This is a genomic window from Noviherbaspirillum sedimenti (assembly GCF_003590835.1).
Classification (GTDB): Bacteria; Pseudomonadota; Gammaproteobacteria; order Burkholderiales; family Burkholderiaceae_D; genus Paucimonas; species Paucimonas sedimenti.
The window spans coordinates 4,140,862-4,166,233 of sequence record NZ_QYUQ01000002.1; the positions used below are offsets into that span (position 1 = coordinate 4,140,862).

The following is a 25,372-nucleotide window of genomic DNA, read 5'->3' on the forward strand; positions in this document are numbered from 1 at the left end:
GTTACTGGTCTCCAAGTAGTGCTGCGTTGCTGTCACCTAACCCAGGTGCGCCCGCCATATGGGATTTTCGAAAGGCTGCGCATACCGGCACCGGCAGCGCCGGTATCGATCCTGTCTCGCCGCCTTCCAGCGTCTGAGTGAACAAGCCGCGCTCGATGAAATGCGGATCGGCGACCGCATCCTCAAGATCAGCGACCAGGCTGGTGCACACCTCCCGGCCCTGGAACTTTTCGAGCCAGTAGCTGGCTGGATGCTGCGCGATGACAGCGGCGACCCGCGCGATGGCCTTCTCGTCATCGCCGGCAAGCTCCTGCTGCGGAATGCCGATGATTTCAGTGAAATTGCTCCAGAACTTGTCTTCCAGCGGTGCGGCGGCAAGATAGCGGTTATCGCTGGTCCGATAGATCTGGTAGCGCGGCGTGCCGCCGGTCACCAGTTCCTTGCCGCGTTGCGGCCACTGGCCGGCGCTATAGCCATTGCCGAGCCCCCAGTACATGAACGTGAACAGGTTGTCGGCCATGGCGATATCGAGATGACAGCCGGTACCGCTTTGCGCCCGCGCCTGCAACGCCAGCAGGATATTCATCACGGCCGGATAGGCACCGCCGCCGATATCGGCAACCAGTGCGGCCGGCAGCACCGGTGCGCCATCGGCGCCGGTGGACAGCGCCAGCATGCCGCTATCAGCTACATAGTTCAGGTCATGCGCGGCGACCTGCGCCTTTGGACCAGTCTGGCCGTAGCCGGTGATCGAGCAGTAAATGATGCGCGGGTTGATGCTCGCGACGGTTTCATAATCCAGGCCGAGACGTTTCATGACACCCGGGCGAAATTGCTCGACGATGACGTCGGCGTTGCGCACCAGGTCTTCCAGGCGCGCGCGCTCCGATGCTGATTTAAGGTCGATCGCGATGGATTTCTTGGCGCGGTTAAGCAGCGCGAAATTCACGCTGTCCTGGCCGAATTTCGGCGTATAACTGCGCATCTCGTCGCCGTTGCCGGGACGTTCGATCTTGATTACCTCGGCCCCCGCCTCGGCCAGAAGCAGTGTCGCCAGCGGGCCGGGCAGCAGGGTGCTGAAATCGAGGACGGTAATGCCGTGCAGGGGCTGCATTATGTCGTCTCTCTTTTAAGGCGTGCCATGGCCACCTGCGCCGCCCGCGCCGGTGCATAAGGCTCCTGGCGCAATGCCTGGTACAGATCCTCGCTGACGCGGCAATGATCTGCCAGGCCGGTGCGGTTCAACAGGGCGATGGGGCCTTCCGGATAGCCGAGGCCCAGGCGCAGCGTCATGTCCATGTCTTCGGCGCTGGCCAGTTGCTCGTCGAGCCGCCGCAGCGCGGCGTTGTAGTAGGGGCGCACCAGGCGGTTGACGATGCGTCCGGGGAAGTCGCCGCAAACGGCCACTTTCAGTCCGGCCGCTTCAAATGCCGCCCTAGCTGCCGCAATTGCCGCCGGCGAAGTCTGCGGCAGGCGCACGAGTTCGATCAGGTTGCTGGGTTCGGTATCGCCCAGACGGAAGCGGGCGAAACCGAGCAGGTTTTCCAGGGCAGATTCGGCGCTCTGGTCGATATGCACGGCCAGGCACTCGGTATCGAGCTCGATGGCGATGAATGCGGCGGCAGGTGCTGCCGACGCGGCGCGGAATGCAATGCCGGCCTCGGCGCCGATGTAGACCGTCGCTGCAGCGCTGCCGTCGGCTTGCTGAATGAACGGATGGGTATCGGGAAACGAACGGCTGGCGCCGGCTGAAACAATACGATAGGCGTTACTCATGTCATGCTCCAAACATTTTAGTATCGGCATAGTTGTGGAAACCCTTGCCGGTTTTCTTTCCAAGCCGGCCGGCGGCGATCATGCGCTTGACCAGTGGCGGGCAGGCTGCACGCGGTTCGTTGGTCAAGCCGTGCATCGCGTCGCACAGCAGGCGCTGCGTGTCGAGCCCGACCAGATCGAGCAATTCCATCGGCCCCATCGGATAGCCCAGTGCGGTCTTGATCGCCAGGTCGATATCGGCCGGCTCGGCGACGCCTTGCTCGATCAGCCGGATGGCATCGTTGTGATACGGGATCAGAAAATAGTTCAGGATGAAGCCGGGGGTGTCTTGTGTCCTGACTGGCTTTTGTCCCAGCGCTTCGGCAAACTGCCAGGCTTTGGCAAACGTCTCTTCACTGGTATTCATCCCGGATGACATTTCGACCAGCTTCATCAACTGAGCGGGAAGGCAGAAATGCATGCCGACAAAGCGGTCGTCGCGGCCGCAGCCGCCGGCGATCTCGGTGATCGAGATAGTCGACGTATTGGAAGCGAAAATCGTGCGGGGCGGGCAGACCGCGTGCAGTTCCTGGAACAGGCGATGCTTGACGCCCAGGTCTTCAAACACGGCCTCGATGATGATGTCACAGTCGGCCATCTGCGCGGCCTCGGTGGTGCCGGACCAGTTGTCCATGATCTGTTCCAGCTGCGCCTGCTCCAGTTTTTTGCGCTGCACGGATTTTTCAAGGAATGCGCGGGTCTGTTCACGCGCCCGATCCAGCGCATCCTGCCTGGTGTCCAGCACCTTGGTGCGGAAACCCGCGCGGGCTGCGACGATCGCAATGCCGGTGCCCATGGTGCCGCTGCCGACGACGCCGACGGTTTTGATATCTGACATGTTTGCTCCTATTTCAAAAGAAAGCTGCGGCCGATCAGTTGACGGTGCACCTGGTTGGTGCCTTCCCAGATCTGGGTGATCTTGGCGTCGCGCATCAGCCGCTCAACGCGGTAATCCTTGCAGTAGCCATAGCCGCCCAGCAGCTGCACGGCCTCTGTTGCGATGCGCATCGCCGCGTCGGTGGCACGCATTTTCAGGATCGATGCCTCGGTGCCGAAATCCTTTTCGCCGGCTTCGACCATGGCGGCGACGCGCCAGAGCCAGGATTCACACAGCACCAGTTCGGCGGCCAGGTCTGCCAGCAGGAACTGGATTCCCTGGAACTCGATGATCTTCTTGCCGGACTGCTTGCGCTCGTTGATGTAGGCGACGGCATCCTCGAATGCCGCGCGGGCGATGCCAAGTGCATGCGCCGCAACACTGGGGCGCGAGCGGTTGAGCGAGCCGAACAGGATCTTCAAGCCGTCGCCCGGGTTTTGCAGCAGATTGGCGCGCGGCACCCGGCAGTTGTCGAAGGCCAGCGTGGCCGTGCTGGAGCCGCGCGTGCCCATCTTGTTTTCGGTGCCGACAACCGTCAGGCCCGGCGTCCCCTTTTCCAGGATCAGCGTCGAGATCGCTGCCTTGGGGTCATCGATTTCGGTCCATTTGCCGAACAGCAGATACTGGTCGGCAACGTCGCCATTGGTGATGAAAGTCTTGTTGCCATTGATGACGATCTGATCGCCATCCGGGCGGAATGAAGTCTTCATGCCGGTCGCATCGGAGCCGGCCGACGGCTCGGTAATCGCTAGCGCGGCCAGCGCGCCTTCAGCGATCTTTGGCAACAGCCGCGACTTCTGCTCATGGTTGCCGAATTCAATCAGGGGCTTGATGGCGTGAAAATTGGTCGCCCAGATGATGCCGGTGGATGCGCATGCCTTGGAAATCTCGCGCACGCAGGCCAGGTAGCAGGTAAACGACAGCGGTGCGCCGCCATATTCTTCCGGAATGAACATGGCATTCAAGCCGAGCGCATTGATGGCGTGAACGTTTTCCCAAGGGAATTCGCCGCTTTCATCCACTTGCGCGGCGCGGGGAGCGATCTCGTTGGCGGCCAGCGCCTGGACGCTGTCCAGGATCATTTTTTCATCGTCGTTGAGAGCCAGTCGGCTATCCAGTCTTTCCAGTACGTTCATGTCGCGTTCCTTCCTTAATGGGCGATGCTTTGGGCGCCGTCGATGTAGATGGTTTCACCGGACAGGAATTGCCCAGGCATGGAAAACAGCAGCGTCACCAATCCGGCGACATCGTCGGCGGTGCCGGGTTCGCCGCCGGGAATGCGCTTTTCAAGATAGGCGCGCAGCGGGCCTGTCGACATCGCCTCACGGTTCAGGTCGGTGACGATATAGCCAGGTGCAATATTCATGACGCGCACGCCGGCGGGCGCCCACTCCACTGCCAGGCAGCGGGTAATCGCACCGACTGCAGCTTTGGATGCGCAGTAGGCGAGGTTGCGCTTGACGCCCATCTTGTCGAAGAACGAACCGATGTTGACGATCAGCCCGCCACTCTCGCGCAGGTACGGGTACACGCTCTGGCTGCCGATCAGTACCGAGTTGGCATTGGTTTGCATCACCTTGTCGAATTCGTCCAGCGGTAGCGTTTCCGACTTGCCTTCCATGTGCACGCCGGCGTTATTCACCAGTCCGGCAAGCGGCAGATTGCAGCGGGCCTGAATGTCGGCGATCGCCGCGCGCACCTGGCTGGCATCGGTCACATCGCAGGCGGCGCCGAGCCAGCGGCTGCGCACTTCATCGCTTGCGTTCTGGCGATGGGGCAGGTCGCCCGAGCGCGACAGGCAGCCGACCATGAAGCCGGCCCGCGCCAGGCTTTCGGCGATCGCGGCGCCGATGCCGCGGCTGGCGCCGGTAACAATAATGCAAGATTGGCTCATGATTCATTCATCCTTGAAATTAGGGGCGCGTTTCTCAACGAATGCCTGCATGCCTTCTCGGGCATCGGCGGTTTGATAGGCCAGGGTCGACAGGTCCGATTCGATGCGCAGGCCATCGGCCAAGGGCAATGCCAGTGCGCGCTGAATGGCTTCGCGTGCGAACAGCGAGGCGCAGCGGCTGAAACCAGTGAATTGCTGCGCATATTCGCAACCGATGGCGATCGGGTCGCCGGATTCCACGATGCGGTTGACCAGGCCGATACGCTCGGCTTCTACAGCATCGACGGTCCTGCCGGACATGATGATTTCGAGCGCGCGCGCTTCGCCGACCAGACGCGGCAGGCGCTGGGTGCCGCCATAGCCGGGAATGAGCCCGAGCTTGATTTCCGGCAGTCCCATCTTTGCTTTCGGTGTCGCCACGCGGAAGGTGCAGGCCATCGCCAGTTCCAGGCCGCCGCCGAAGGCATAGCCGTGGATGACGGCGATTGACGGAATCGGCAGGCGGTCCAGCCTGGCCATGACGTTTTGGCCGAGTTCGGCGCCAAATTTTTGCGCAAGCAGGGTGCGGCCCTGCAGTTCCTTGATATCGGCGCCGGCGCAAAACGCTTTTTCGCCGCTGCCGACCAGCACCAGCGCACGCGCGTCCGACGCGGCGGCCTGCTCGATGGCTTCGGCGATTTGGCCCAGCACTTCGAAACTCAGGGCATTCAATACCTGCGGCCGGTCAATCTGCAAGACTGCGCAGGATCCTTGATGGGTCAGGTGGATGCTCATATGGCTTTTCTTTCCATGTTAAGGGTCGCGCTGGCGCTTGCGCGCACTGCCTGCGGCACCAGTCTGCCGGCACGCGTCATTTCAACGAGTTCGCGCTTGAGAATCTTGCCGCTCGCGGTCATCGGGAAGCTGCTCATCGCGATGAAATGTTCCGGCAGGTCATACTTGGAGAGGCCGAATTCAAGCAGGTGCGCAAGCATTTCCTGCGCGGTGACTTCAGCGCCGTCGCGGGTAATGACGGCAAGGCATACCTGCTCCCCAAGGCGTTCGTGGTCGACCGGATAGGCAGCCACCTTCAGAATGGCCGGATGACGTTGCGCAAGATCCTCGATGGTGGCCGGATAGATATTGTGACCGCCGCGAATGATCAGGTCTTTTTTCCGGCCGACGATGTGCAGCGCGCCATTTTCATCGAACTGGCCGAGATCGCCGCTCATGAACCAGCCGCCGGCATTGAACGAGCTTTCGGTCGCTTCCTGATTATTGAAGTAACCAAGCATCAGCACGCCGCCACGTCCGCCGATTTCCCCGACCTGGCCGGGCTCGACTTCGACGTCCGGGTTCTCCGGATTCCACAGCCGCACTTCATAGCCGCGGCAGGAGCGGCCGCATGAAGCGACGATGGTATCGAGGTCATCTTCGGGCGACGGATACTGGTGCGAACCATTCTCGGTCATGCCGTAGATGTTCTGGGGCGTGACGCCCAGATGGATGAACTGTTCGGCGATTTCACGCGGGATCAGGGCGCCGGCCATATAGAAAGTCTTTACCTGGCCGAGCGATGGCAAACCGCGCTGGCGCATGGCGGCCAGCAGGTCGATTGCATGCGTCGGCACCCCCATCACGTAAGTGGCGCCGGTCTCGATGATCCAGTCCAGCGCCGGTTTGCCGGTGCCGGCATAGTGCAGGGCGAGTTCTCCCCCGGTCACCAGCATCTGCTCGCACGCCACGGTGGCGATGTGATGACTCATCGGGCTGAGCGAAAGAATCACGGTGTTCGGCCCTTGATGCCAGTCGCTGGCAAGCGCGCGGCCATTGGCAAGCAGGGTGTTATCGCTATGCATGACCCCTTTGGGCATGCCGGTGGTGCCCGAAGTAAATGCCAGGTAAACCACCTTGTCTGGATTCAGATCCGGATTGGAGACCACCGATGGCGCCTCCCGCGCAGGGAATGGCCGGCCACCCGCAGGCAGCGGGGTGCTGCCGGCACCGTGCGGCAGCACGGCGAACATCTGTTTCATCGATGGCAAGGATGCCGCGCGCACGAAAATGGAATGCCTCGCCGTATCCGCGCCATAGCCAGGCATGGCGAACAGGGCGCGGCATTGTACCCGGGACATCAGAACGGCAATTTCTTCCACCGTATGGTTCTGATGCAGCGACGGCACACACACATAGCCGTTGCGCGAACAGGCCAGGAAGATCACGACGGACTCGACGCGGCTGGGTAGCCAGACCGCGACGCGGTCGCCGCTCTGCAAGCCTGCTTCATGCAACGCCTGGGCCACGCTGTCGACCCAGTCAACCAGTTCGCGCCAGGTGAGACGGGTATCGACGTCGCGCAGCGCACAAGCCGTCGGGCGCGCCCATGCATGCCCCTTGGCCAGGCTGTACAGCGTGTCCTGCTGCCAGATTCCCGATAAATAATTCTCGCGCGCTTGCTGAGGATTGTGCAGGGTTAGAATATTCTGCATGACATCATTTCCCCAATGGTGCTCATTGACCGAATTTCGTCGCATCCGGGCTGCGCCGTTCGGCAAATGCCGACGCCAGTTCCGCATGCTCGTCGGTATCCAGATAGCCGCGCAGCAGCAAGTCGTGCGCCATGCGCGACAGACCGCTGACGCCCCCATGGCGGGCATTGAATGCTGCTTTGATCGAAGCCAGCGCAAATGCGCCGCGGTCGGCGATTTCGAGCGCCATCTTGCGCGTTTCTTCCTTCAGCATCGCATCCGGCACGACTTTGTTGATCAGGCCGATCGAGAGTGCCTCCTGTGCGGACATCTTTGGATTGCGATACCAGATTTCCTTGGCGCGCTTCTTGCCAACCAGGTCTTCCAGATACCAGGTGCCGTAGCCGGCGTCAAAGCTGCCAACCATCGGGCCGACCTGGCGGAAGACGGCGCTTTCCTTGGCGATGGTGATGTCGCACACCACCTGCAACACGTTGCCGCCGCCGACGGCAAAACCGTTGACTGAGGCGATCACCGGTTTCTGCAGGCGGTCGATGCTTTCATACATTTCCAGCGTCGGCAATACGCCGGCATACAACTGGGTATCTTCCATGCCTTCCTTCTTGCCGCCGGTGCAAAAGAACTTGTCGCCGGCGCCGGTCAGGACGATGACCCTGGTGCGGGTCTCGCGCCGGATGGCGTTGATGCAATCGCGGATCTCGTGGCACATCAGCGGCGTGAACATGTTGCCGTCATGCGGGCGATTCATGGTGATCGTGCCGATCGGACCGTCTTCTTCGTAAATGATCTCTTGGTATTCCATGTTGTCTCCTTGGGTAGAATGCGTCAGATAATGCCGGCAGTGCGCAGCGCGTCGATCCGGGCGGATTCCATGCCCAGTCGCGTCTGCAATACCGATTGTGTGTGCTGGCCGAGTGCCGGCGGCGGCATGCGATGGACGGCAAGCTTGCCGTCAAATGCAATGCCGAGGCCGACTTGCGGCACGCTGCCGCTGTTGGTATCAGCCTGGTAGAACAAACCTTCTTCAAGCAATTCCGGGTCCAGCACCACTTCGTCGAGGCGGTTGATCGGACCGGCGGGAATCCGTTCCCTGGCAAACAGCGCCAGCCATTCGTCACGTTCCTTGCGCCGCAAAATGGCGGCGATCCGTTCAACGATCTCATCGCGCCGGCCGCGGCGTGCCTCATTACTGGCATATGCCCGCTGTGCACCGAATTCCGGGTCGCCGACCGCCGTCCAGAAACGGCTCCAGATCGCATTGTTCCCAAGCCCCAGGGTGAGCGGCTGATCGGCCGTTTTGAACACTTGATAAATGGCGATCACCGAATCGCGCCCGCCGGCACGGCGCGTCACTTCGCCGGAACCAAGATACGGCAGGATGCGAGGCGACATGAAGCGCGTCATGGTACGCACCATCGAAATGTCGATCTGTTTGCCGCATCCGGTACGCTGGCGTTCATACAGGGCGGCAAGGGCCGCCATGGCGGCATCCTGCCCGGCCAGCAGGTCGGCCGCCGGCGTGCCGATTTTCTGCGGCCCGTTCTCTGGTTCGCCGGTCATGTCCATCACGCCGGAATAGCCTTCGGCAATCAGGTCGTAGCATGGCAAGTCGTGGCGCTTGCCGAGCAAGCCGAAACCGGTCAGGGAAACATGAATCAGGCGCGGATATTTGGCCGACAGCCGGGCAAAATCGATCCCGAGCTTTTGCTGTACCCGCGATCCCAGATTCACTACCAGCACATCGGCCTTTTCCAGCAAATCATGCAATACCGCGCGTCCCTCTTCGCGACCGACATCGAGCGTGACGCTTTGCTTGTTTCGGTTGACGCTCAGATTCCACAACGAATCGCCGCGCAGGAATGGCGGCCCCCAGGCGCGCGAATCGTCGCCATCCGGCTTCTTTTCGATTTTGATAACGTCAGCCCCCATGTCCGCCAACAGTTGCGTCGCATAAGGGCCCGCCACCGAGGTTGTCAAGTCTATTACAGTTACATCGTCCAGCATGCGCAAGCCGGGTCCGGCAGGGAGCGGCGGGAGAAAGTCGAATGGTGTCGTCATGGTCGAGAATCGAATCAGTTGGTGAGGACACTAACGCAATTCGTGTGCCATAGTAAGAAAGGCACACTTTTCGCAAGGAAGACACAACAGTCGCGGTTTTTCGCTAAACTGTGTAGTTATCGGAGACACGACATAGTTAAAGTGTATTTCACAAATGCACTCTATCTATTAGTCATTTAAAAAATACAAGGTGTTTGCTTCATGGCCTATGATTCTTACGGCATTCTGGTTATCGACGACAACAATCATCAGTTGGTTGCTTCGGGACTTGCCCGCAACGCACTGGTTTCGCGGCCGCTGGCGGCACGCTGGAACCAGCGGCTGAAGAAGCCGATCCCGCGTATCTTTATTCTGGAGGAAGCATCGCCGCCGTTGACATGCGCGCTGATCGATACGCCTGGTATCGGCTGCTTCATCATTTTCGGCGACGAACCGGACGCTGCGCTGGTCGAATTTTTCGCCAGCGTGGATTTTGCCGCGGACATTCTGCGGCACCTGATTACCAACCCGTTCGCGGCAATGGTCGTCGTCGATGCGGCAGGGATCGTGCGCTACCTGAGTCCGGTTCACGAACGGTTTTTCGGCATCAAGCATGCTTCGGCAATCGGCAGGCATGTCACTGAAGTGATTGAAAACTCGCGCCTGCATGAAGTGGTGAAAAGCGGCAAAGCCGAAGTCGGCCAGTTGCAGGTAATGAACGGCACCGTGCGGATCGTCAACCGTACGCCGATTTTTGACCGGCGCAATCGGCCTGTCGGCGCAATCGGCCAGGTGATGTTCAAGGGGCCGGAAGCGATCGTGCAATTGAACGATGAAATTGGCCGCTTGCGCAAACAGGTCAGCTTCTACGAGCGCGAACTGTCCGGCCTGCGCAGCCGCAGTTATGGCCTGGAGCAGATTGTCGGCAGCAGCGAAGCGGTCAAAAAGCTCAAGGCGGACATCATCAAGGTGGCGTCGCTGGATGTGCCGGTTCTGCTGGTCGGTGAAAGCGGCACCGGCAAGGAACTGGTGGCACATGCAATTCACCTCTTGAGCGCGCGCAGCCAGAAGGCACTGGTTTTGATCAATTCAGCCGCGATGCCTGCAAATCTGGTGGAAAGCGAATTGTTCGGCTACGAACCCGGCGCTTTTACCGGCGCAGATCGCAAGGGACGCCAGGGTAAATTCGAGATTGCCGACCAGGGAACGCTGTTTCTCGATGAAATTGGCGACATGCCATCCGAAATCCAGGTGAAGTTGTTGCGCGTGCTGCAGGACGGGACGTTCCAGCGCGTTGGCGGCGACCAGACGAAAAAATCCGATTTCCGCCTGATTTCCGCCAGCAATCGTGATTTCAAAGCCATGATCGCGGAGGGAGAGTTCCGGCTCGACCTGTTCTATCGCATCAGTGCCATTACCCTGCGCCTGCCGCCGTTGAAAGATCGCCTGGAAGATATACCGGAGCTGGCGAATACCTTCCTGGCGCAATTTTCTGCACGTCACAACTGCAGGATGAAAACGCTGGGCAGCGATGCCATTTCATTTTTGCAAAGCTTGCCTTGGCCAGGCAATATCCGCCAGTTGCAGCATGCAATCGAGCGTGCAGCAATATTCTCCGAGGGCGATATCATTACTCCGCGCGATTTTGAATTCAGTGGGGAGGAGATGCCGATCGCCGTGGGCGCCGTGATTCCGCCCCATGAAGAACCTCAGCGTGCACCCCAGCGCGAAGCCCAGCCCGCAACGACCAGTATGCAGTCTGCCAAGGACCAGGTAGAGGCGGAAATCATCAGGGAGGCGCTACGTAAATTCAACGGCAACAAGAAAAAAGTTGCTGAAAGTTTGAACATTTCGCGTTCCTACCTCTACAAGAAGCTTGCCCTCATGGGCGATCACACTTCCTGATTCAGGCCCGCGGTGTGACATTTTTTCGGTTACTCGGGAGGATGTCATGTCGCCAGCATCTTCCATGCCGGAAAATTCGTGCGTGTCGCCGCGAAATTGTGTTTTTCGAGGACACTTGTCCATGAAAACGGCACTGGCAGAAGACAGTGTTGCTCCTGCATTGTCATTTTCGCAGCAAATTTCAATTGAACAGACGTCCGGCTAGCCGATTCAGGGTGGCACGGCGTTTGCGTAATGCAAAGTTACAAAAGGGGCGCGGCCTCGTGCGTGCTGTCAGCAAACTGTTTTGCCGGCTCGGTTCGAGCACCGTCCAGTTGGTCCTTTTGATCACTTCAGTCCGATCCAAATTCGTCAATAACAGGAGACATGATGTATTCATCCAAATTCGCCCGTACTGCTCTGGCTGCCTTAATTGCTGGCATGTGCGCCGCTGGCGCCCAGGCTCAAGTAACGGACAATGTCGTCAAGATCGGGGTCATGGTCGACAAGACCGGCGTTTATTCCGCTAATGGCGGCCCCGGCGGTGTCACTGCAGTCCAGATGGCAATCGAAGATTTTGGCGGCAAGGTGCTGGGCAAGCCGATCGAAATGGTTTCGGCTGACTACCAGAACAAGGTGGACATTGCGCTTGCCAAGGCCAACGAATGGGTTGACCGCGACGAGGTCGACATGATCATCGAATCGACCGATTCGGCCTCCGCCATCGCGTTGCAAAAGCTCGGCGCGCAGAAAAAGAAGATTATCCTCCTTGCCGGATCGGCAACGACGGCGCTGACCAACAAGGAATGTTCGCCCTACGGCGTCCACTATGTGTACGACACCTACTCGCTGGCCACGGGCACCGGTCGCGCCATCATGGAGTCCGGCGGCGATAGCTGGTACTTCCTGACAGCCGATTATGCGTTCGGCAGCTCGCTTGAAAAAGATACGACCAAGGTCATCAATGAAATGGGCGGCAAGGTCCTCGGCACCATCAAGCACCCGCTGAGCGCATCCGATTTTTCTTCATTCCTGCTGCAGGCGCAATCCTCGAAAGCCAAGATTATCGGCTTTGCCAATGCCGGCAAGGATACCCAGAATGCCGTGCGCGGTGCATCCGAATTTGGCCTGACCAAATCCGGCCAGAAGCTGGCAACCCTGCTGATTTTTGACACAGACCTGAAAGGCATGGGTTTGCCGATCGCCCAGGGTCTATTGTTTACGACCGGCTACTACTGGGATATGAATGACGAAACCCGCGCATGGTCGAAACGCTTCTACGCGCGTCACAAGGCCATGCCGACCATGATCCAGGCTGGCATGTATTCGGCAACGACGCACTACCTGAAATCGATTCAGGCGAGCGGCACGGATAGCCCGGAAGCGGTCATGCAAAAAATGAAGGCGACCGAAATCAACGATTTCTTTGCCAAGAAGGGCAAGATTCGCGAGGATGGTCGGATGGTGCATGACATGTATCTGGCTGAAGCCAAAAAGCCATCGGAATCCAAGTCTGATTGGGATCTCATGAAAATCCTGAAAACCATCCCGGGCGACAAGGCTTACCAGCCGATGAGCGAGGGATCCTGCCCGCTGGTCAAGAAATAATTGACGCCAGCCCGACAGGCGACAGCACTACGCCCGTCGGGCTACTTCATTAAAAGCCTCACTGCATGAGACCGCGCTTGCTTGCGGTGCGCCCGGCTGCGCGCATGTCCATGCATTCATTCATTTTTTCGAGGAGCGCCAGGTGAAGATTCTGGTCCCAGTCAAGCGCGTGGTGGATTACAACGTCAAGGTGCGCGTCAAGTCCGATGGTTCGGGCGTCGATACTGCCAACGTCAAGATGAGCATGAATCCCTTCGATGAAATCGCCGTCGAGGAAGCCATGCGCCTCAAGGAAGCCGGCAAGGCGACTGAAGTCATCGCCGTTTCCTGCGGCGTGACGCAATGCCAGGAAACCTTGCGCACCGCCATGGCCATCGGCGCCGACCGCGCCATCCTGGTCGAGAGCGATGCCGAATTGCAGCCGCTGGCGGTGGCCAAGCTCCTGAAAGCCCTGGCCGACCGCGAGCAGCCGCAACTGATCATTCTTGGAAAGCAAGCCATCGATGACGACAATAACCAGACCGGCCAGATGCTGGCGGCCCTGCTGGGCTGGGGGCAAGCCACCTTCGCTTCGAAAGTCTTGATCGAAGGCGACCGCGCCCTGGTGACCCGCGAAGTCGATGGCGGCCTGGAAACTGTCTCGCTGGCGCTGCCGGCCATCGTCACCACCGACTTGCGCCTGAACGAACCGCGCTACGTAACCCTGCCCAACATCATGAAAGCCAAGAAAAAGCCGCTGGAGGTGGTCAAGCCGGCCGATCTCAACGTCGATGTGGCGCCAAGGTTGAAGACCCTGAAAGTGGTCGAGCCGGCCAAGCGTAGCGCCGGCATCATCGTGCCGGATGTGGCGACCCTCGTGGCCAAGCTGAAGAACGAAGCCAAAGTCATTTAGCCCTCTCCGAACAGCACAGGAACCATTGTCATGGAAAACATTCACCAGCCCACCAAAGAGCAAATCAGGGAATGGCTTGCCAACCGGAGGAAAAGCCCGGCCCCGTTGCCCGATGCCAAGCAGATCCGGCGCCAATTGGACTGGAAGCAGGTCGACCATGCTGATGACTACCCCATTCAACAAGCAGCCTGAGCGATCACGCCATCTCCGCTCAGGTTAATCATTTTGTCAGGAAATGGAATGGACGCCTCCCCCCGCAAGGGTACCGATGAAGTGAGTCGGAGGGATAAGTAGAGAAGAGGGGTTCTCACAGCCCAACGGCATCAAATGTGCCAAAGTGGAAGTTCTGAACAAACCACTTGAGGGAGGAGAACCCAAATGAAGCATAGCGTATATGGCGTTGATGTGGCAAAGCGCGTGTTCCAAGTGCATTGCGTGGATATGGAGACGGGCGAAATCACCAGCAAGCAGATCAAGCGTGCTGGATTTTTGGAGCATTTCGTCAACCGTGCGCCGTGCCTGATTGGCATGGAAGCCTGCGGCGGTGCCCAGCATTGGGCAAGGCGGCTGATGGAGATGGGGCACCAGGTGAAGCTAATGCCAGGCAAAGCGGTCAAGGCATTCGTACACGGCAACAAGAACGACGTGGCTGATGCAAGGGCGATCTGGATGGCGGTGCAGCAGCCTGGCGTCAAGGCAGTTGCGGTCAAGACGGAGGCGCAACAGGCGGTACTGGCGCTGCATCGAATGCGGCAGCAACTGGTGAAGTTCCGCACGATGCAAAGCAACGGGTTGCGCGGCTTGCTGACGGAATACGGCGAAGTGATGGCGGTTGGCCGAGCTGCTTTGGACCGGGCCATGAGCGATGTACTGGCAAGATTGAGTGATCGATTGCCGGCGGTGTTGATCGACACATTGCGCGAGCAATGGGAAATGCTAGGCAAGCTCGACCAGCAGATCGCCGCGATCGAGCAGCGGCTGCTGGCGTGGCTGAAGCAAGACAAGGCATGCAAGACGATTGCCGAGATTCCCGGTGTCGGCTTGCTGACGGCAACGGCGGCGGTGGCGACGATGGGCGATGCCAAAGCATTCAAGTCGGGACGCGAGTTCGCTGCCTGGCTCGGGCTGGCACCAGGCCAAACGGGTACGGGCGGCCGGGTGCGGCTTCTGGGGATCAGCAAGCGTGGCGACACGTACTTGCGCACGCTGCTGATTCACGGTGCCCGAACGGTGCTCACGCATGCGAAGGAGCCAAGCGCGTGGGTGCAAGAGATCAGCAAGCGCCGGCCGCCGAATGTGGTGACGGTGGCGCTGGCCAACAAGATGGCACGGACGATCTGGGCGTTGTTGGCGCATGATCGGCAGTATGGAAGAAGTTATGTGAGCGTCAAGCCGGTATGAACCGGCTGACATTGAAATCAACCAGTTTGTAACAAAGGATGGGCACGTCGAAAGGTTGCGCAAGGTACAAAGTGTGATGGCAAACAGGTCAGACCGGGACTCACGAAGCCTGAATGATTTTCTGGGCTAACAGCCCGTCAAGGAAATGAGGCGTGGGTCAGCGGATTCCATTAAGGCCAGCAGGTTCGACCTGCAACAAGGCCGGATATAAAACTGCAGCCTAGCCTGTCCAACAGCACACGATGAATTCCTTGGCAAACGGGAGGCGTCCATATAAAAATCATGACCGCACTCGTCATTGCCGAACACGACAACGCTACCCTCAAGGGCAGCACTGCACACACCGTCACCGCTGCCGCCGCCTGCGGCGGTGACGTCCACGTCCTCATCGTCGGCCACAACTGCGGCGCGGCTGCCGCAGCCGCAGCGAAGCTGGTGGGTGTTGGCAAAGTGCTGGTGGCCGATGCCGCGCATTTTGCCGATGGCCTGGCCGAGAATGTCGCGGCGCAGGTGCTGGCGCTGGCGAAGGACTACTCGCACATCCTCGCCCCCGCCACCGCCTATGGCAAGAACATTGCCCCGCGCGTGGCCGCGAAACTGGATGTCGGCCAGATTTCCGAAATCACCAAGGTCGATGCCCCCGACACCTTCGAGCGGCCGATCTATGCCGGCAATGCCATTGCCACGGTGCAATCCATTGATCCGATCAAGGTCATTACCGTACGCACCACCGGCTTTGACGCGGCTGCCGAGGGCGGTTCCGCTGCAGTGGAAACCCTTCCTGCCGTCGCCGATTTCGGCAAGTCGGCCTTCGTCTCGCGCGAAGTGGCGAAATCCGACCGTCCGGAACTGACTGCCGCCAAGGTGATCGTCTCGGGCGGGCGCGGCATGGGTTCGGGCGAAAGCTTCAAGATCCTCGAACCGCTGGCCGACAAGCTCAATGCCGCCATGGGCGCTTCGCGCGCCGCGGTGGATGCGGGTTACGTGCCGAATGACTGGCAAGTGGGGCAGACCGGCAAGATCGTTGCGCCCCAGCTGTATATCGCGGTGGGTATTTCCGGCGCCATCCAGCATCTGGCCGGCATGAAGGATTCAAAGGTGATCGTGGCGATCAACAAGGATGCCGAAGCGCCGATCTTCAGCGTGGCCGATTACGGCATCGTCGGCGACCTGTTCGACATCGTGCCGCAACTGGTCAAGGATCTCGGTTAAATAAGCTTTTGATCAAAAATATTAATCCAGGAAATTTGATGGGTTTGTTATTGGCAGCCGCTAAAGATTATTTAATCAATTAAGGAAATGCAATGCGTCTCATCCTTTTGGGAGCGCCTGGTGCCGGCAAGGGTACACAGGCCACTTTTATCAAAGAAAAATTCAATATTCCGCAGATTTCGACCGGTGACATGTTGCGCGCAGCCGTCAAGGCCGGCACCGAGCTGGGCCTGGCCGCGAAAAAGGTGATGGATGCCGGCGGCCTGGTGTCCGACGACATCATCATCGGCCTGGTCAAGGACCGCCTGAAGGAGCCGGATTGCGCCAATGGCTATCTGTTCGACGGTTTTCCGCGCACGATTCCCCAGGCTGACGCCATGAAGGAAGCTGGCGTGGCAATCGACTATGTGCTGGAAATCGACGTACCCGACGAGGCCATCGTCGAGCGCATGAGCGGGCGTCGCGTGCATCCGGCTTCCGGTCGCACCTACCATGTCAAGTTCAACCCGCCCAAGGTCGCCGGCAAGGATGACCTGACCGGCGAAGAGCTGATCCAGCGCGACGACGACCAGGAAGCCACCGTCCTGAAACGCCTGCAGGTCTACCACGAGCAGACCGAGTTGCTGGTGGGCTATTACAACCAGTGGGCCGAATCCGGCCAGCCGGGCGCGCCGAAATACCGCAAGATCGCCGGGGTCGGACCGGTCGAGAGCATCCGCGACGCAGCATTCGCGGCGCTCGAAACCAGCAGCCGGGTATCGGAGAGTGAATTGGCCTGAAACGTTATTTGAACACGACATTTCACTGAATTTACTTATAACGCTTCAAATTCAAAGGACGTACACCATGATCGACGCTTACATCTGCGATGCCATCCGCACTCCGTTCGGCCGTTACGGCGGTGCACTCTCGGGTGTACGCGCCGACGACCTGGCAGCGATTCCCATCAAGGCCCTGATGGAACGCAATCCGAATGTCGACTGGATGGCGCTGACCGATGTACTTTACGGCTGCGCCAATCAGGCCGGCGAAGATAACCGCAATGTTGCGCACATGGCCAGCCTCCTGGCGGGATTGCCAGTCGAGGTGCCGGGGGGCACGATCAACCGCCTGTGCGGATCCGGCCTCGACGCCGTCGGCACGGCCGCGCGCGCCATCAAGAGCGGCGAGGCGCAGATGATGATTGCCGGCGGCGTGGAAAGCATGAGCCGCGCACCGTTCGTCATGCCCAAGGCGGAGAGTGCCTTCAGCCGCAGCAATGCCATCCATGACACCACCATCGGCTGGCGCTTCGTCAACCGGTTGATGAAGGAGAAATATGGCGTGGATGCGATGCCTGAGACGGCCGAGAATGTCGCGATCGAGTACAAGATCGAGCGCGAAGCGCAGGACCGCATGGCTCTTGCCAGCCAGCGCAATGCCACTGCCGCGCAAAAGGCCAGTCATCTGGCGCGCGAGATCGTGCCTGTGGTCATACCCCAGAAAAAAGGCGAAGCCGTGGTCGTGGCACAGGACGAGCATCCGCGCGAGACCAGTCTGGAAGCGCTGGCCAGACTCAAGGGCGTGGTGCGGCCGGACGGCTCGGTCACTGCCGGCAATTCGAGTGGCGTGAATGACGGTGCGTGCGCACTGCTGCTGGCAAATGCGGATACCGCCAAGCGCAATGGCCTGATCCCCAGGGCACGGATCGTCGGTATGGCTACTGCTGGCGTGCCGCCACGCATCATGGGCATCGGGCCAGCACCTGCCACGCAGAAGGTGCTGGCGCTCACGGGACTCACGCTTGAGCAGATCGACGTGATCGAACTCAACGAGGCGTTTGCCGCGCAAGGGCTGGCCGTGTTACGCCTGCTGGGTCTGCAGGACGACGACGAGCGCGTCAATGCCTGGGGCGGCGCGATTGCGCTGGGTCACCCGCTAGGCGCCAGCGGCGCGCGCCTCGTCACCACGGCAGTGAATCGTTTGCATGAAACGGGCGGACGTTACGCCCTGTGCACCATGTGTATCGGGGTGGGGCAGGGCATCGCGGTCGTTCTGGAACGGGTGTAACTGCCATGACAATGAAGAAGTCTTCGCGCAATACGGTCCGCGCGAAGCAATGGAATACGATGCCGGAAATGCCAACTGTAAAAAATCTTTTGGCAAAAAGTTAAGCCTGTCGAATTTCACATGAATTGAGGGGGCTTGTAATATGGCCTCGGGATAGCCGATACTTCGTGAAACAACTCGATGAAAAAAAATAATCCAGATTTAGATTTTTCTCTTGAAAGCATCTGGGGGAAGCTCGACGCTAACGATCAGGAAGCTGATGACTACCCGGCAATGATTGAATCGCTACGTCAATTCTTGAATCATGTGGCAGGATCAAAACCGGAACAAGAGACTCTTCGACGCCTCTCGCACACGTTGCAATCCTGGTCGGAGGAGTTGTCATCTCATTCGGTGGACGACAGCGAGCAGCTATTCGGACGCATGATGCACATTGCAGGGCGAGCTCAACCAATGATTCCCCAGTTTGTCGCATCAGAAGGTGATAAAAGCTATGTTCGAGGGAGTGTAGTGTTCGGGCGTTGCTTTCTCGGAGCAAATGGGGCTGCTCATGGTGGTGCAGTTTCTCTGCTGTTTGATGAAGTCATGGGGCGACTGCAGTATGCGGCGTCGCGTCCAAGGGTTCGAACTGCTTACTTGCACGTTGACTATCGCTCCATAACTCCGATAGACAAGTCTCTCGAAGTGGTTGCCAGGATTGTTAGGGAAGAGGGAAGAAAAATTCTAATGATGGCAAAAATAATGGATGCAGAAACTGTTTGCGCTGAAGCTGAGGGTTTATTTGTAATATTGCGCCCTGGCCAACCCTGATCCGACAAAAAGGATAATGCCTTTTACTCAGGGAGATCCAGACGAAGCGCTTTGTTCAAAGAGTAGATCGTACCCAAAGTATTCTCTTATCCGCGCAACTGGATGGTTACGTTGCTGCAGCGGCAAAAGCTGTTTGTGAAAAGGGCCAGGTGCAAAACCTGGCCCTTTTTATTCAAACCGGCCGCTTCAGCCGCTTATGACACTTCCCCGCCTTCGTCATTTACCCAGCGCACGAAGCGCTGGAGCGGATAAAAGCCGTCATGCGGTAGGCCGCGCTCAACACCGCCCGCGTTGCCGATGTCGACCACGCGCTGGACGCCGGCGCACGCGAGTGCATTGCGCAGTTCGGCCTTGCGCGCAGGCGGGTAGACGCCGACCGTTTGTGTTGCCAGGGTCACGTATTGCAGCGCATCGGCGAGGTTGGGCACCGCTACCACGTTCACCACGCGGCCATCGGGATGGAATCCGACCGGGTCTTCGGAACGAATGACGACGCCGGAGCCGTTGTAGTCGCCCCAGACGCGGTAGAAATCATCCATGCCGCGCAAGCCTTCGACTTCCTCGCGCATGTCGGTGGGCAGGGGACGACCCTCGGGCGTGCAAAAAGGCCGCTCGACCCCCATTTTTTCGATCAGCTTGGCGCAATAGCGGTCGACTTCCTCGGTGCTTCCCTCGACGAACTGATACCGGCTGGACGCACAGGCCTGCTGCTCGATCAGTGTCGCATCGGTGGCGGCCAGGTCGGCAACCTTTGTGAGTACTGCGTCGGATTCGAATGCTTCCCTGCCGATCATCGAGATCGATGTCTTGGGATCGAAGGCAACCAATTCAAAGCCCGGCCCAATATAGTTTTTCGCGTTCCTGAGTGTCGTGTCGCCGCCCCAGGCCGCAATCTTGTCAAAATATTGCGGACGGAACAGCGCGCTTTCCACCTTGGTGTCGCCGCCTCGCCAGTAAGCCGTCGAGAACGATTGCGCTAGCGGGTGTCCCGGTGCCACCGACGCAATTGCACGGATCAGCATGGTTGCGGTGAACAGGTCGTTCGAGGGCAGCTTGAGCAAATGCACGCCCTTGGTGAGCGCCGCCCAGACGATCGTCAGCGCCGCCGCCAGCGGCGCATTGCCGGCGATGATATGCACGATGCGTGGCGGATAGGCCCGCACGCGGTGATTCCTGCCAGAAGGTGGCGTGGGCATCTGCCGCCAGCCGTCAAGAATGTCGGCGCCACCGAATTCCCGCTCAACCTGGTATTCCAGCTGGGCGCGGTCGAACTGGGCTGGTAACAATGCAAAGGACCGTTTCAGCACCGCATACGGCAACGGGCTGGTGCGCGCAGCTTTCTCCAGCGACTCGGCGACCAGACCATCCGGATCTTTTGCAAGCCACTTGCCAGTTTCGGCCAGTACGTCCATGATCTCGGCAAGCGGTGTTTCGAACGCTGGTCCGGGTTCGGATCGCTTCCACACGAGGTCGTTGAGCACCAGCTCCGACGTCGCGAACTGCGCGTGCGGAGGGCCGTAGACCTCGGCGCCGCCTTCGATATATCGGCCCTTGATAATGTTCCCGACCGATAAGGGCGTGCTGGCGAGTCCAGGTGTCGTTACGCTATTCATGCTGGCAGTCCTCCACGTACATAGGCATCGATAGTGCCGGCGCAGCCGATATGGTCTTCCTCGCCGGTTTGCGCGAAGCGCGAAATGGTATCCAGTACAGTTGGTCCCGGCCGGCCGCAAGGGCAGGGTCCGGCGACGTCCATCGTGATCTTGTCGCCCGTGATCAATCCGCCCCAGCGGCCTTCATACATCAGATCGAGAAAGCCGGCGCGACCTGTGATCTTGCCGTCCACGGCATCCTTCGGGCCAAGCACACGCTGGCCGGTGGCGTCGAGCGCCATCAGGATCAGGCCGGGGGGCGCATGGTAGCGCTTTGCTTCGCAACGCGGCATCAGTTGCGCCATCTCGGTCATGCCGTAGACGCCGATCTGGATGACCGGACCGTAGAACGCCGTGACCTGCTCGCGATAGTCTGCCGGCATGTTCAGACCCTTGATGCCGCCGGCCGGAAATAGCACAGTCTCCAGATGGAAATCGCCATCGGGAATGCCGCGTTCGCGGGCGCGGTCGCGGATTGCCAGATGCTGCGCCCACAAGGCGAATACGAACATTGGCTGATGACGCATATCAAGCAGCTTGTCGATCAGTCGCAGCAGCTCGTCTGCCGAGGCCTCTGCCTTGGCTTTCTGTTTCTGCTCGAATGCATCGATCTCGTCCGGCAAGGCTGTGCCGTCCGCCAGTTTTTTGCGCATGGCTGCGGTTTCGCTCACTTCCGAAATGAGCAGCGGGCGTTCATCGAGGGCATAGGTGCAGCCAGGACTACCCCAGTTCTCTTCATTGGAAATGCCCATTTCCACTGCACTGTTGCGTCCTTTCATCGGCCCGAACCAGAACACCGGACGGTCACTGGTCGCCTTGGTAAACGGCCAGCCCATCGTGTGTTTCAGGTGGCGTGTCTTGCGTGCGCGATCCTGCATGGTGTGGTTGAGAAATGATACTTTGCCGCTGCTGCCGCTGGTTGCCAGCACTGCGTGGCCGGCTTCCCACAGCCGTTCGATAAAGTCATCCACATCCTTCACGCCTTCGACGTCAACCTTTGACACATCTTTTGCGGAGAGCGTCTGTAGCCACTTCAACATCATCTTCCAGCGGCCCTTGTCGATCAGCTCCTGCGGATAGGATTTGTAGATGGTGTGCGCGAACAGCAAAGGCACCAGATCGTCGAACGACTCGATGCGATCAATACCGGCTTCCTCGGCGCGCTTGCGCAACGCAGGGATCTGCTCGCGACGGAGCTTGAACAATTCCTGCGCAGCGGCGAGGCGCATCGGCTGCAGATCGGAAGCTGGCATGTTGAATGCCGTATCCGGATCATGACTCATTTCAACCAGCCGCTTGCATAGCGGCGTCAGATCCGACGGATCCGATGCGCCGTTGCTGCTTTCCTTCATTTGTGCCTGTATGGTCATACATGTCTCCTCACGACCTTTGGGTCAAGTAAGTATGGCGAGTGATGGATAGATGCGAATTCACCAAATTGATGAATCTCATCGAGTAACCCGCATCCGATGTAACTTCATAGAACCACTACTCCGGTCCCACTGCGGTCGATAATCTGATTGGGCAGGGATCCCGGGATAGCGATGCCTATTTGATACTTTGTATCTTTTTATGGCATAACAGTTATGCTATTGAAGTATTTCGAATGTGTCAAGCGAACAGTGAGAAATATAGCGGGTATCAAGCGCGGGCGATATGGGTCTGGTAGACGGGCATATGCATCATGAATTGCTCGACTCGGACTCTTGAAGTGGAAATGCGCATTGACGGCGCATGTGTCGATGCATGCGAGTCAATAGGCAGCATTGTTTTGCCCCTCCTTGGCAGCGGCCTTGATTTAAGCCAATAAAGCATAACTGATATGCCGTTAATGTAATTTTATGCCACAATATAAGGCCAAAGCATTAAAAACATATAAATATCCATAAAGGAGACATTCGTGTCGTACAAAAACAAGATGCAACAAACGGTGCCGGCAATGCCTGCCAGCGCCGACGCAACGATTCATATAATCAACAAACCATTGGAGAGTAAAAACGAGTTCCGCATTGGTTATTTGCTGATGCTGAGCGTGACGATCGGCGCTGCTCTGGGAATCAGCGGATTTCCGGTGCATGCGCTGCCATTCTTTATCGGCCCGCTTACGGAAACCTTTGGCTGGACACGTACGGCGGTAGCTGGGGGTTCGGCTTGCGTTACGGCGGCTATTTTTTTCTGCGGCCCGATTATCGGACGACTTGCCGATAAATATGGTGCCCGGCGCGTGATCATTCCCTCCATCTGCATGTTTACCTTTGCCATGCTGCTGATGACACAGATCGGCAGTTCGGTCTGGATGTTCTACGCCTGTTATCTGTTAATCGGCGTATCAGGATCCGGTACCACCTATGTCTGCTATTCGCGCGTGCTCAACACCTGGTTTGACAAGCACCGAGGCCTGGCACTGGGCATCATGACGGCCGGCCCTGGCCTGGTGGTTTCGATTGGCCCGATGTTCATTCCTGACCTGATTGTCGAACATGGCTGGCGCGCTGCCTGGGCTGTGCTGGGCGGCCTGACATTCATTCCGCTGCTGCTCGTTCTGCCTTTTGTGCGGGAAAAACAGGATACCGTTAAACATAAGGGGGGCAGCACCGAGAAGCAGTCGGCACTCAAAGGGCTGACATTTGCGGAAGCTCGCCGAACGCGACAATTCTGGCTCCTGATTATCGCCAGTTTCACTCTCGCAGCCGCCACCGTAGGCGTGTACTTGCATTTCATCAGCCTGCTCGGTGACATGGGGATGACGAAGCTGGAAGGTGCCAGGTATGTCAGTGTCATTGGCATTGCCATCATAATCTCGCGATTCGGTTCCGGCTTCCTGCTAGACCGTATTTTCGCGCCATTTGTGGGTGCCGTTATCTGTACCGTCCCGGCACTGGGATTCCTCGCCTTTTCCATGCACGGTGTGGATGTCGCACTGCTGGTGGCAATTTCCATCGGCATGGCGATTGGCGCGGAAGTCGATTTCCTGGCCTTTGCCTCTTCGCGCTACTTCGGGATGAAATCCTATTCGCAGATTTACGGCTGGATGTTCGGCCTTATGGCTCTGGCTGGCGCGGTCGGCCCGATCTGGTTTGGCAAAGTGCATGAACTTACCGGTGGCGCGCCAACCGGCCTGGCAATTGCATCTGCGCTGTGCCTTTGTGCCGGCGCTTGCATTCTGTCGCTGGGTCGTTATCCCAGGTCATTTGAATAAGCAACGGTGCCTGTCAAACACCCGGTGGTACATGGTGTTTGACAGCGGCACTGTCGACTATAACGGCAAGCGTCGCAACGTTCTCGATGACGTCCTGCAGCGCTTTTGCGGCATCGCCTCCGAATACCGGTTCTGCCAGCCTCTGGAATTTTTCACTGGCCTCTGCATTGCTCAGCTACACCACAAATAGCCAAGGTGTTTCGTGACAAGCCCTAGAGAGTGGCGTCAGCGTCTTTGCCAAGCAGGATCGGATAGCGGCGGGCATATAATGCCCCGCATACTGCCAATGTGGCAGCCATCGCCAGCGTGGACTTCAGACCCAGCTGGCTGGCCACAGCCCCCCAGAATGCTCCGCCGAATGCCATTGCGCCATTAAACACCAGCAGATAGATCGAAACCACCCGTGCGCGCACCGAGGACGGCAGCGTGGTTTGAACCGCAGCAGTAGTGATCGAGTTGATTACTACCCAGGCGCCGCCTGCGGCAACCAGTCCGGCACAGACAATGAAAGTACTGGACGACAGCGCTGATATGAAAATCGCGGCTGCAAAGACCAGCCCTGACGCAGTTGCCAGCGTATCAAGAGAGAAATTGCGCCGCAACGGCTCAAGTACGACGCCGAGTATGACAGCACCGGCACCCATGCAGCCCAGTAGCAAAGCGTAGCCGCTTGCGTTAAATTTCATCAAGCCATGTGCTATTACTGGCAGTAGTGCCCACAGGCTGCTGGCAAAGGCAACGAACAGAATGACGCGCATGAAGTAAGTATGCAGCAGCGGCGTTTGCCGTACGTAACGCATGCCGCTAAGCATCGCGTTAATTGCCGACTCGCCGGGCGCCGCTCCCTGCGCCGGCGGCGTGAAGAAGCGTAGCTGGATTACGACGACGACGCCAAACATGCAGGCAGCGGCCAAAAAAACTGCGGTGGGCCCCAACCAGGCCAACAGAATGCCGGCCAGAGCGGGACCCACGGCGCGCGCGCTGTTATAGGCAATACTGTTTAATGCAAGCGCTTGCACCAGGGCTGAGCGCGGCACGACGTCAGAAATACTGACTAGTCTCGCCGTAATCGCCAGTGCAGCGCAGCATCCCACAATGAAGGTCAGGAAAAGCAAAGCCCACGGTCCGAGCATGCCGAGATGCGATACGAGTGCCAATGCACCGGATGCCAGAAACATGCTGGCATGCGTCCAAAGCAACAACTGCTGGCGGTCAAGCAGATCGGACATGACGCCGGCCGGAAGGCCGAGCAGAAATACGGGCAAGGTGATGGCGGATTGAACAAGTGCCACCATAAATGGGGAAGGCGTTAACGAAACCATCACCCATTCCGCACCAACATTCTGCATCCACATCGCAACGTTAGCAAATATGGTGGCTATCCAGAGTGCAAAAAACAGTTTGCTTTGAAATGCTCCAGAAGCCTGTTGATTTTTATCTATGGTCATTTAAGCGGCTTACCCTCGCTGCTGACGTGCGCATTCATTCACAGGCATATCGTGTTCATTTCGCGTTGAAAAACACGCTCTTGCCATTGCTTCTGGAGATGGCTGATATGGCAAACCTCGCCAAGG

22 protein-coding genes are annotated in these 25,372 nt (G+C 58.6%); 10 read left to right on the top strand and 12 right to left on the bottom strand.

Annotation, left to right across the window (positions count from 1 at the left end):
- Nucleotide 1 precedes the first annotated feature (1 nt).
- The 9 genes from D3878_RS19220 to D3878_RS19260 are packed head-to-tail and all read right to left on the bottom strand — an operon-like array spanning nucleotide 2 to nucleotide 9,112.
- Complete coding sequence (locus D3878_RS19220; RefSeq protein WP_233556392.1) at nucleotides 2–1,114, bottom strand: CaiB/BaiF CoA transferase family protein; 1,113 nt, start codon at nucleotides 1,112–1,114, stop codon at nucleotides 2–4.
- Nucleotides 1,114–1,776 carry a 3-hydroxyacyl-CoA dehydrogenase family protein gene (locus D3878_RS19225; RefSeq protein WP_119786954.1) on the bottom strand — a complete coding sequence of 221 codons (663 nt, stop codon included), beginning with the start codon at nucleotides 1,774–1,776 and terminating at the stop codon, nucleotides 1,114–1,116. The genes D3878_RS19220 and D3878_RS19225 overlap by 1 nt, the downstream gene beginning before the upstream one ends.
- 1 nt (nucleotide 1,777) lies before the next feature.
- Nucleotides 1,778–2,653 (bottom strand): 3-hydroxyacyl-CoA dehydrogenase family protein, encoded by an 876-nt coding sequence (locus tag D3878_RS19230; RefSeq protein ID WP_119786955.1) that lies wholly within the window; start codon nucleotides 2,651–2,653, stop codon nucleotides 1,778–1,780.
- 8 nt (nucleotides 2,654–2,661) lie between these two features.
- Nucleotides 2,662–3,828: an acyl-CoA dehydrogenase family protein gene (locus D3878_RS19235; RefSeq protein WP_119786956.1), complete on the bottom strand. Its 1,167-nt coding sequence runs from the start codon at nucleotides 3,826–3,828 to the stop codon at nucleotides 2,662–2,664.
- A gap of 14 nt (nucleotides 3,829–3,842) precedes the next feature.
- The gene (locus D3878_RS19240; protein ID WP_119786957.1) at nucleotides 3,843–4,586 is read right to left on the bottom strand and encodes an SDR family NAD(P)-dependent oxidoreductase; all 744 of its coding nucleotides are present in this window, start codon (nucleotides 4,584–4,586) and stop codon (nucleotides 3,843–3,845) included.
- 3 nt (nucleotides 4,587–4,589) lie between these two features.
- Entirely contained in the window at nucleotides 4,590–5,360 is a 771-nt protein-coding gene (locus D3878_RS19245; protein ID WP_119786958.1) for an enoyl-CoA hydratase/isomerase family protein, read from the bottom strand.
- A complete protein-coding gene (locus tag D3878_RS19250; protein WP_119786959.1) occupies nucleotides 5,357–7,054 on the bottom strand; it encodes a class I adenylate-forming enzyme family protein in 1,698 nt (565 codons plus the stop codon). The genes D3878_RS19245 and D3878_RS19250 overlap by 4 nt, the downstream gene beginning before the upstream one ends.
- Nucleotides 7,055–7,076: 22 nt before the next feature.
- Nucleotides 7,077–7,856, bottom strand: a complete 780-nt coding sequence (locus D3878_RS19255; protein ID WP_119786960.1) for an enoyl-CoA hydratase-related protein — start codon at nucleotides 7,854–7,856, stop codon at nucleotides 7,077–7,079.
- Between the two features lie 23 nt (nucleotides 7,857–7,879).
- A complete protein-coding gene (locus D3878_RS19260; RefSeq protein ID WP_119786961.1) occupies nucleotides 7,880–9,112 on the bottom strand; it encodes a CaiB/BaiF CoA transferase family protein in 1,233 nt (410 codons plus the stop codon).
- Between the two features lie 201 nt (nucleotides 9,113–9,313).
- Between D3878_RS19260 and D3878_RS19265 the strand changes: the two genes are divergently transcribed.
- From D3878_RS19265 to D3878_RS19300, 9 genes are all read left to right on the top strand, one after another.
- Entirely contained in the window at nucleotides 9,314–10,996 is a 1,683-nt protein-coding gene (locus D3878_RS19265; protein ID WP_119786962.1) for a sigma-54 interaction domain-containing protein, read from the top strand.
- A gap of 366 nt (nucleotides 10,997–11,362) precedes the next feature.
- Nucleotides 11,363–12,583 (top strand): ABC transporter substrate-binding protein, encoded by a 1,221-nt coding sequence (locus D3878_RS19270; protein ID WP_233556393.1) that lies wholly within the window; start codon nucleotides 11,363–11,365, stop codon nucleotides 12,581–12,583.
- A gap of 142 nt (nucleotides 12,584–12,725) precedes the next feature.
- Nucleotides 12,726–13,475, top strand: a complete 750-nt coding sequence (locus D3878_RS19275) for an electron transfer flavoprotein subunit beta/FixA family protein (protein WP_119786963.1) — start codon at nucleotides 12,726–12,728, stop codon at nucleotides 13,473–13,475.
- Nucleotides 13,476–13,505: 30 nt separating this feature from the next.
- Complete coding sequence (locus D3878_RS24145) at nucleotides 13,506–13,667, top strand: hypothetical protein (RefSeq protein ID WP_199688102.1); 162 nt, start codon at nucleotides 13,506–13,508, stop codon at nucleotides 13,665–13,667.
- 186 nt (nucleotides 13,668–13,853) lie between these two features.
- Nucleotides 13,854–14,876 (top strand): IS110 family RNA-guided transposase, encoded by a 1,023-nt coding sequence (locus D3878_RS19280; RefSeq protein ID WP_119786964.1) that lies wholly within the window; start codon nucleotides 13,854–13,856, stop codon nucleotides 14,874–14,876.
- 282 nt (nucleotides 14,877–15,158) lie between these two features.
- Nucleotides 15,159–16,088: an electron transfer flavoprotein subunit alpha/FixB family protein gene (locus tag D3878_RS19285; protein ID WP_119786965.1), complete on the top strand. Its 930-nt coding sequence runs from the start codon at nucleotides 15,159–15,161 to the stop codon at nucleotides 16,086–16,088.
- Between the two features lie 92 nt (nucleotides 16,089–16,180).
- Nucleotides 16,181–16,867, top strand: coding sequence for an adenylate kinase (adk, locus tag D3878_RS19290; protein ID WP_119786966.1), 687 nt, complete (start codon nucleotides 16,181–16,183; stop codon nucleotides 16,865–16,867).
- Nucleotides 16,868–16,934: 67 nt separating this feature from the next.
- Entirely contained in the window at nucleotides 16,935–18,137 is a 1,203-nt protein-coding gene (gene pcaF, locus D3878_RS19295) for a 3-oxoadipyl-CoA thiolase (RefSeq protein ID WP_119786967.1), read from the top strand.
- A 180-nt stretch (nucleotides 18,138–18,317) separates the two neighbouring features.
- Entirely contained in the window at nucleotides 18,318–18,947 is a 630-nt protein-coding gene (locus tag D3878_RS19300; protein ID WP_199688213.1) for a PaaI family thioesterase, read from the top strand.
- 194 nt (nucleotides 18,948–19,141) lie between these two features.
- Here the strand turns inward: D3878_RS19300 and D3878_RS19305 are convergent, their stop codons facing one another.
- Complete coding sequence (locus tag D3878_RS19305; protein WP_119786968.1) at nucleotides 19,142–20,560, bottom strand: acyl-CoA reductase; 1,419 nt, start codon at nucleotides 20,558–20,560, stop codon at nucleotides 19,142–19,144.
- The gene (locus tag D3878_RS19310; protein ID WP_199688214.1) at nucleotides 20,557–21,969 is read right to left on the bottom strand and encodes a hypothetical protein; all 1,413 of its coding nucleotides are present in this window, start codon (nucleotides 21,967–21,969) and stop codon (nucleotides 20,557–20,559) included. The genes D3878_RS19305 and D3878_RS19310 overlap by 4 nt, the downstream gene beginning before the upstream one ends.
- A gap of 530 nt (nucleotides 21,970–22,499) precedes the next feature.
- Between D3878_RS19310 and D3878_RS19315 the strand changes: the two genes are divergently transcribed.
- On the top strand, nucleotides 22,500–23,798 hold the full coding sequence (locus D3878_RS19315; RefSeq protein WP_119786969.1) for an MFS transporter: 1,299 nt from the start codon (nucleotides 22,500–22,502) through the stop codon (nucleotides 23,796–23,798).
- Between the two features lie 212 nt (nucleotides 23,799–24,010).
- On the opposite strand, the gene D3878_RS19320 is transcribed toward D3878_RS19315, so the two are convergent.
- Complete coding sequence (locus D3878_RS19320) at nucleotides 24,011–25,246, bottom strand: MFS transporter (RefSeq protein ID WP_119786970.1); 1,236 nt, start codon at nucleotides 25,244–25,246, stop codon at nucleotides 24,011–24,013.
- Nucleotides 25,247–25,372 lie beyond the last annotated feature (126 nt).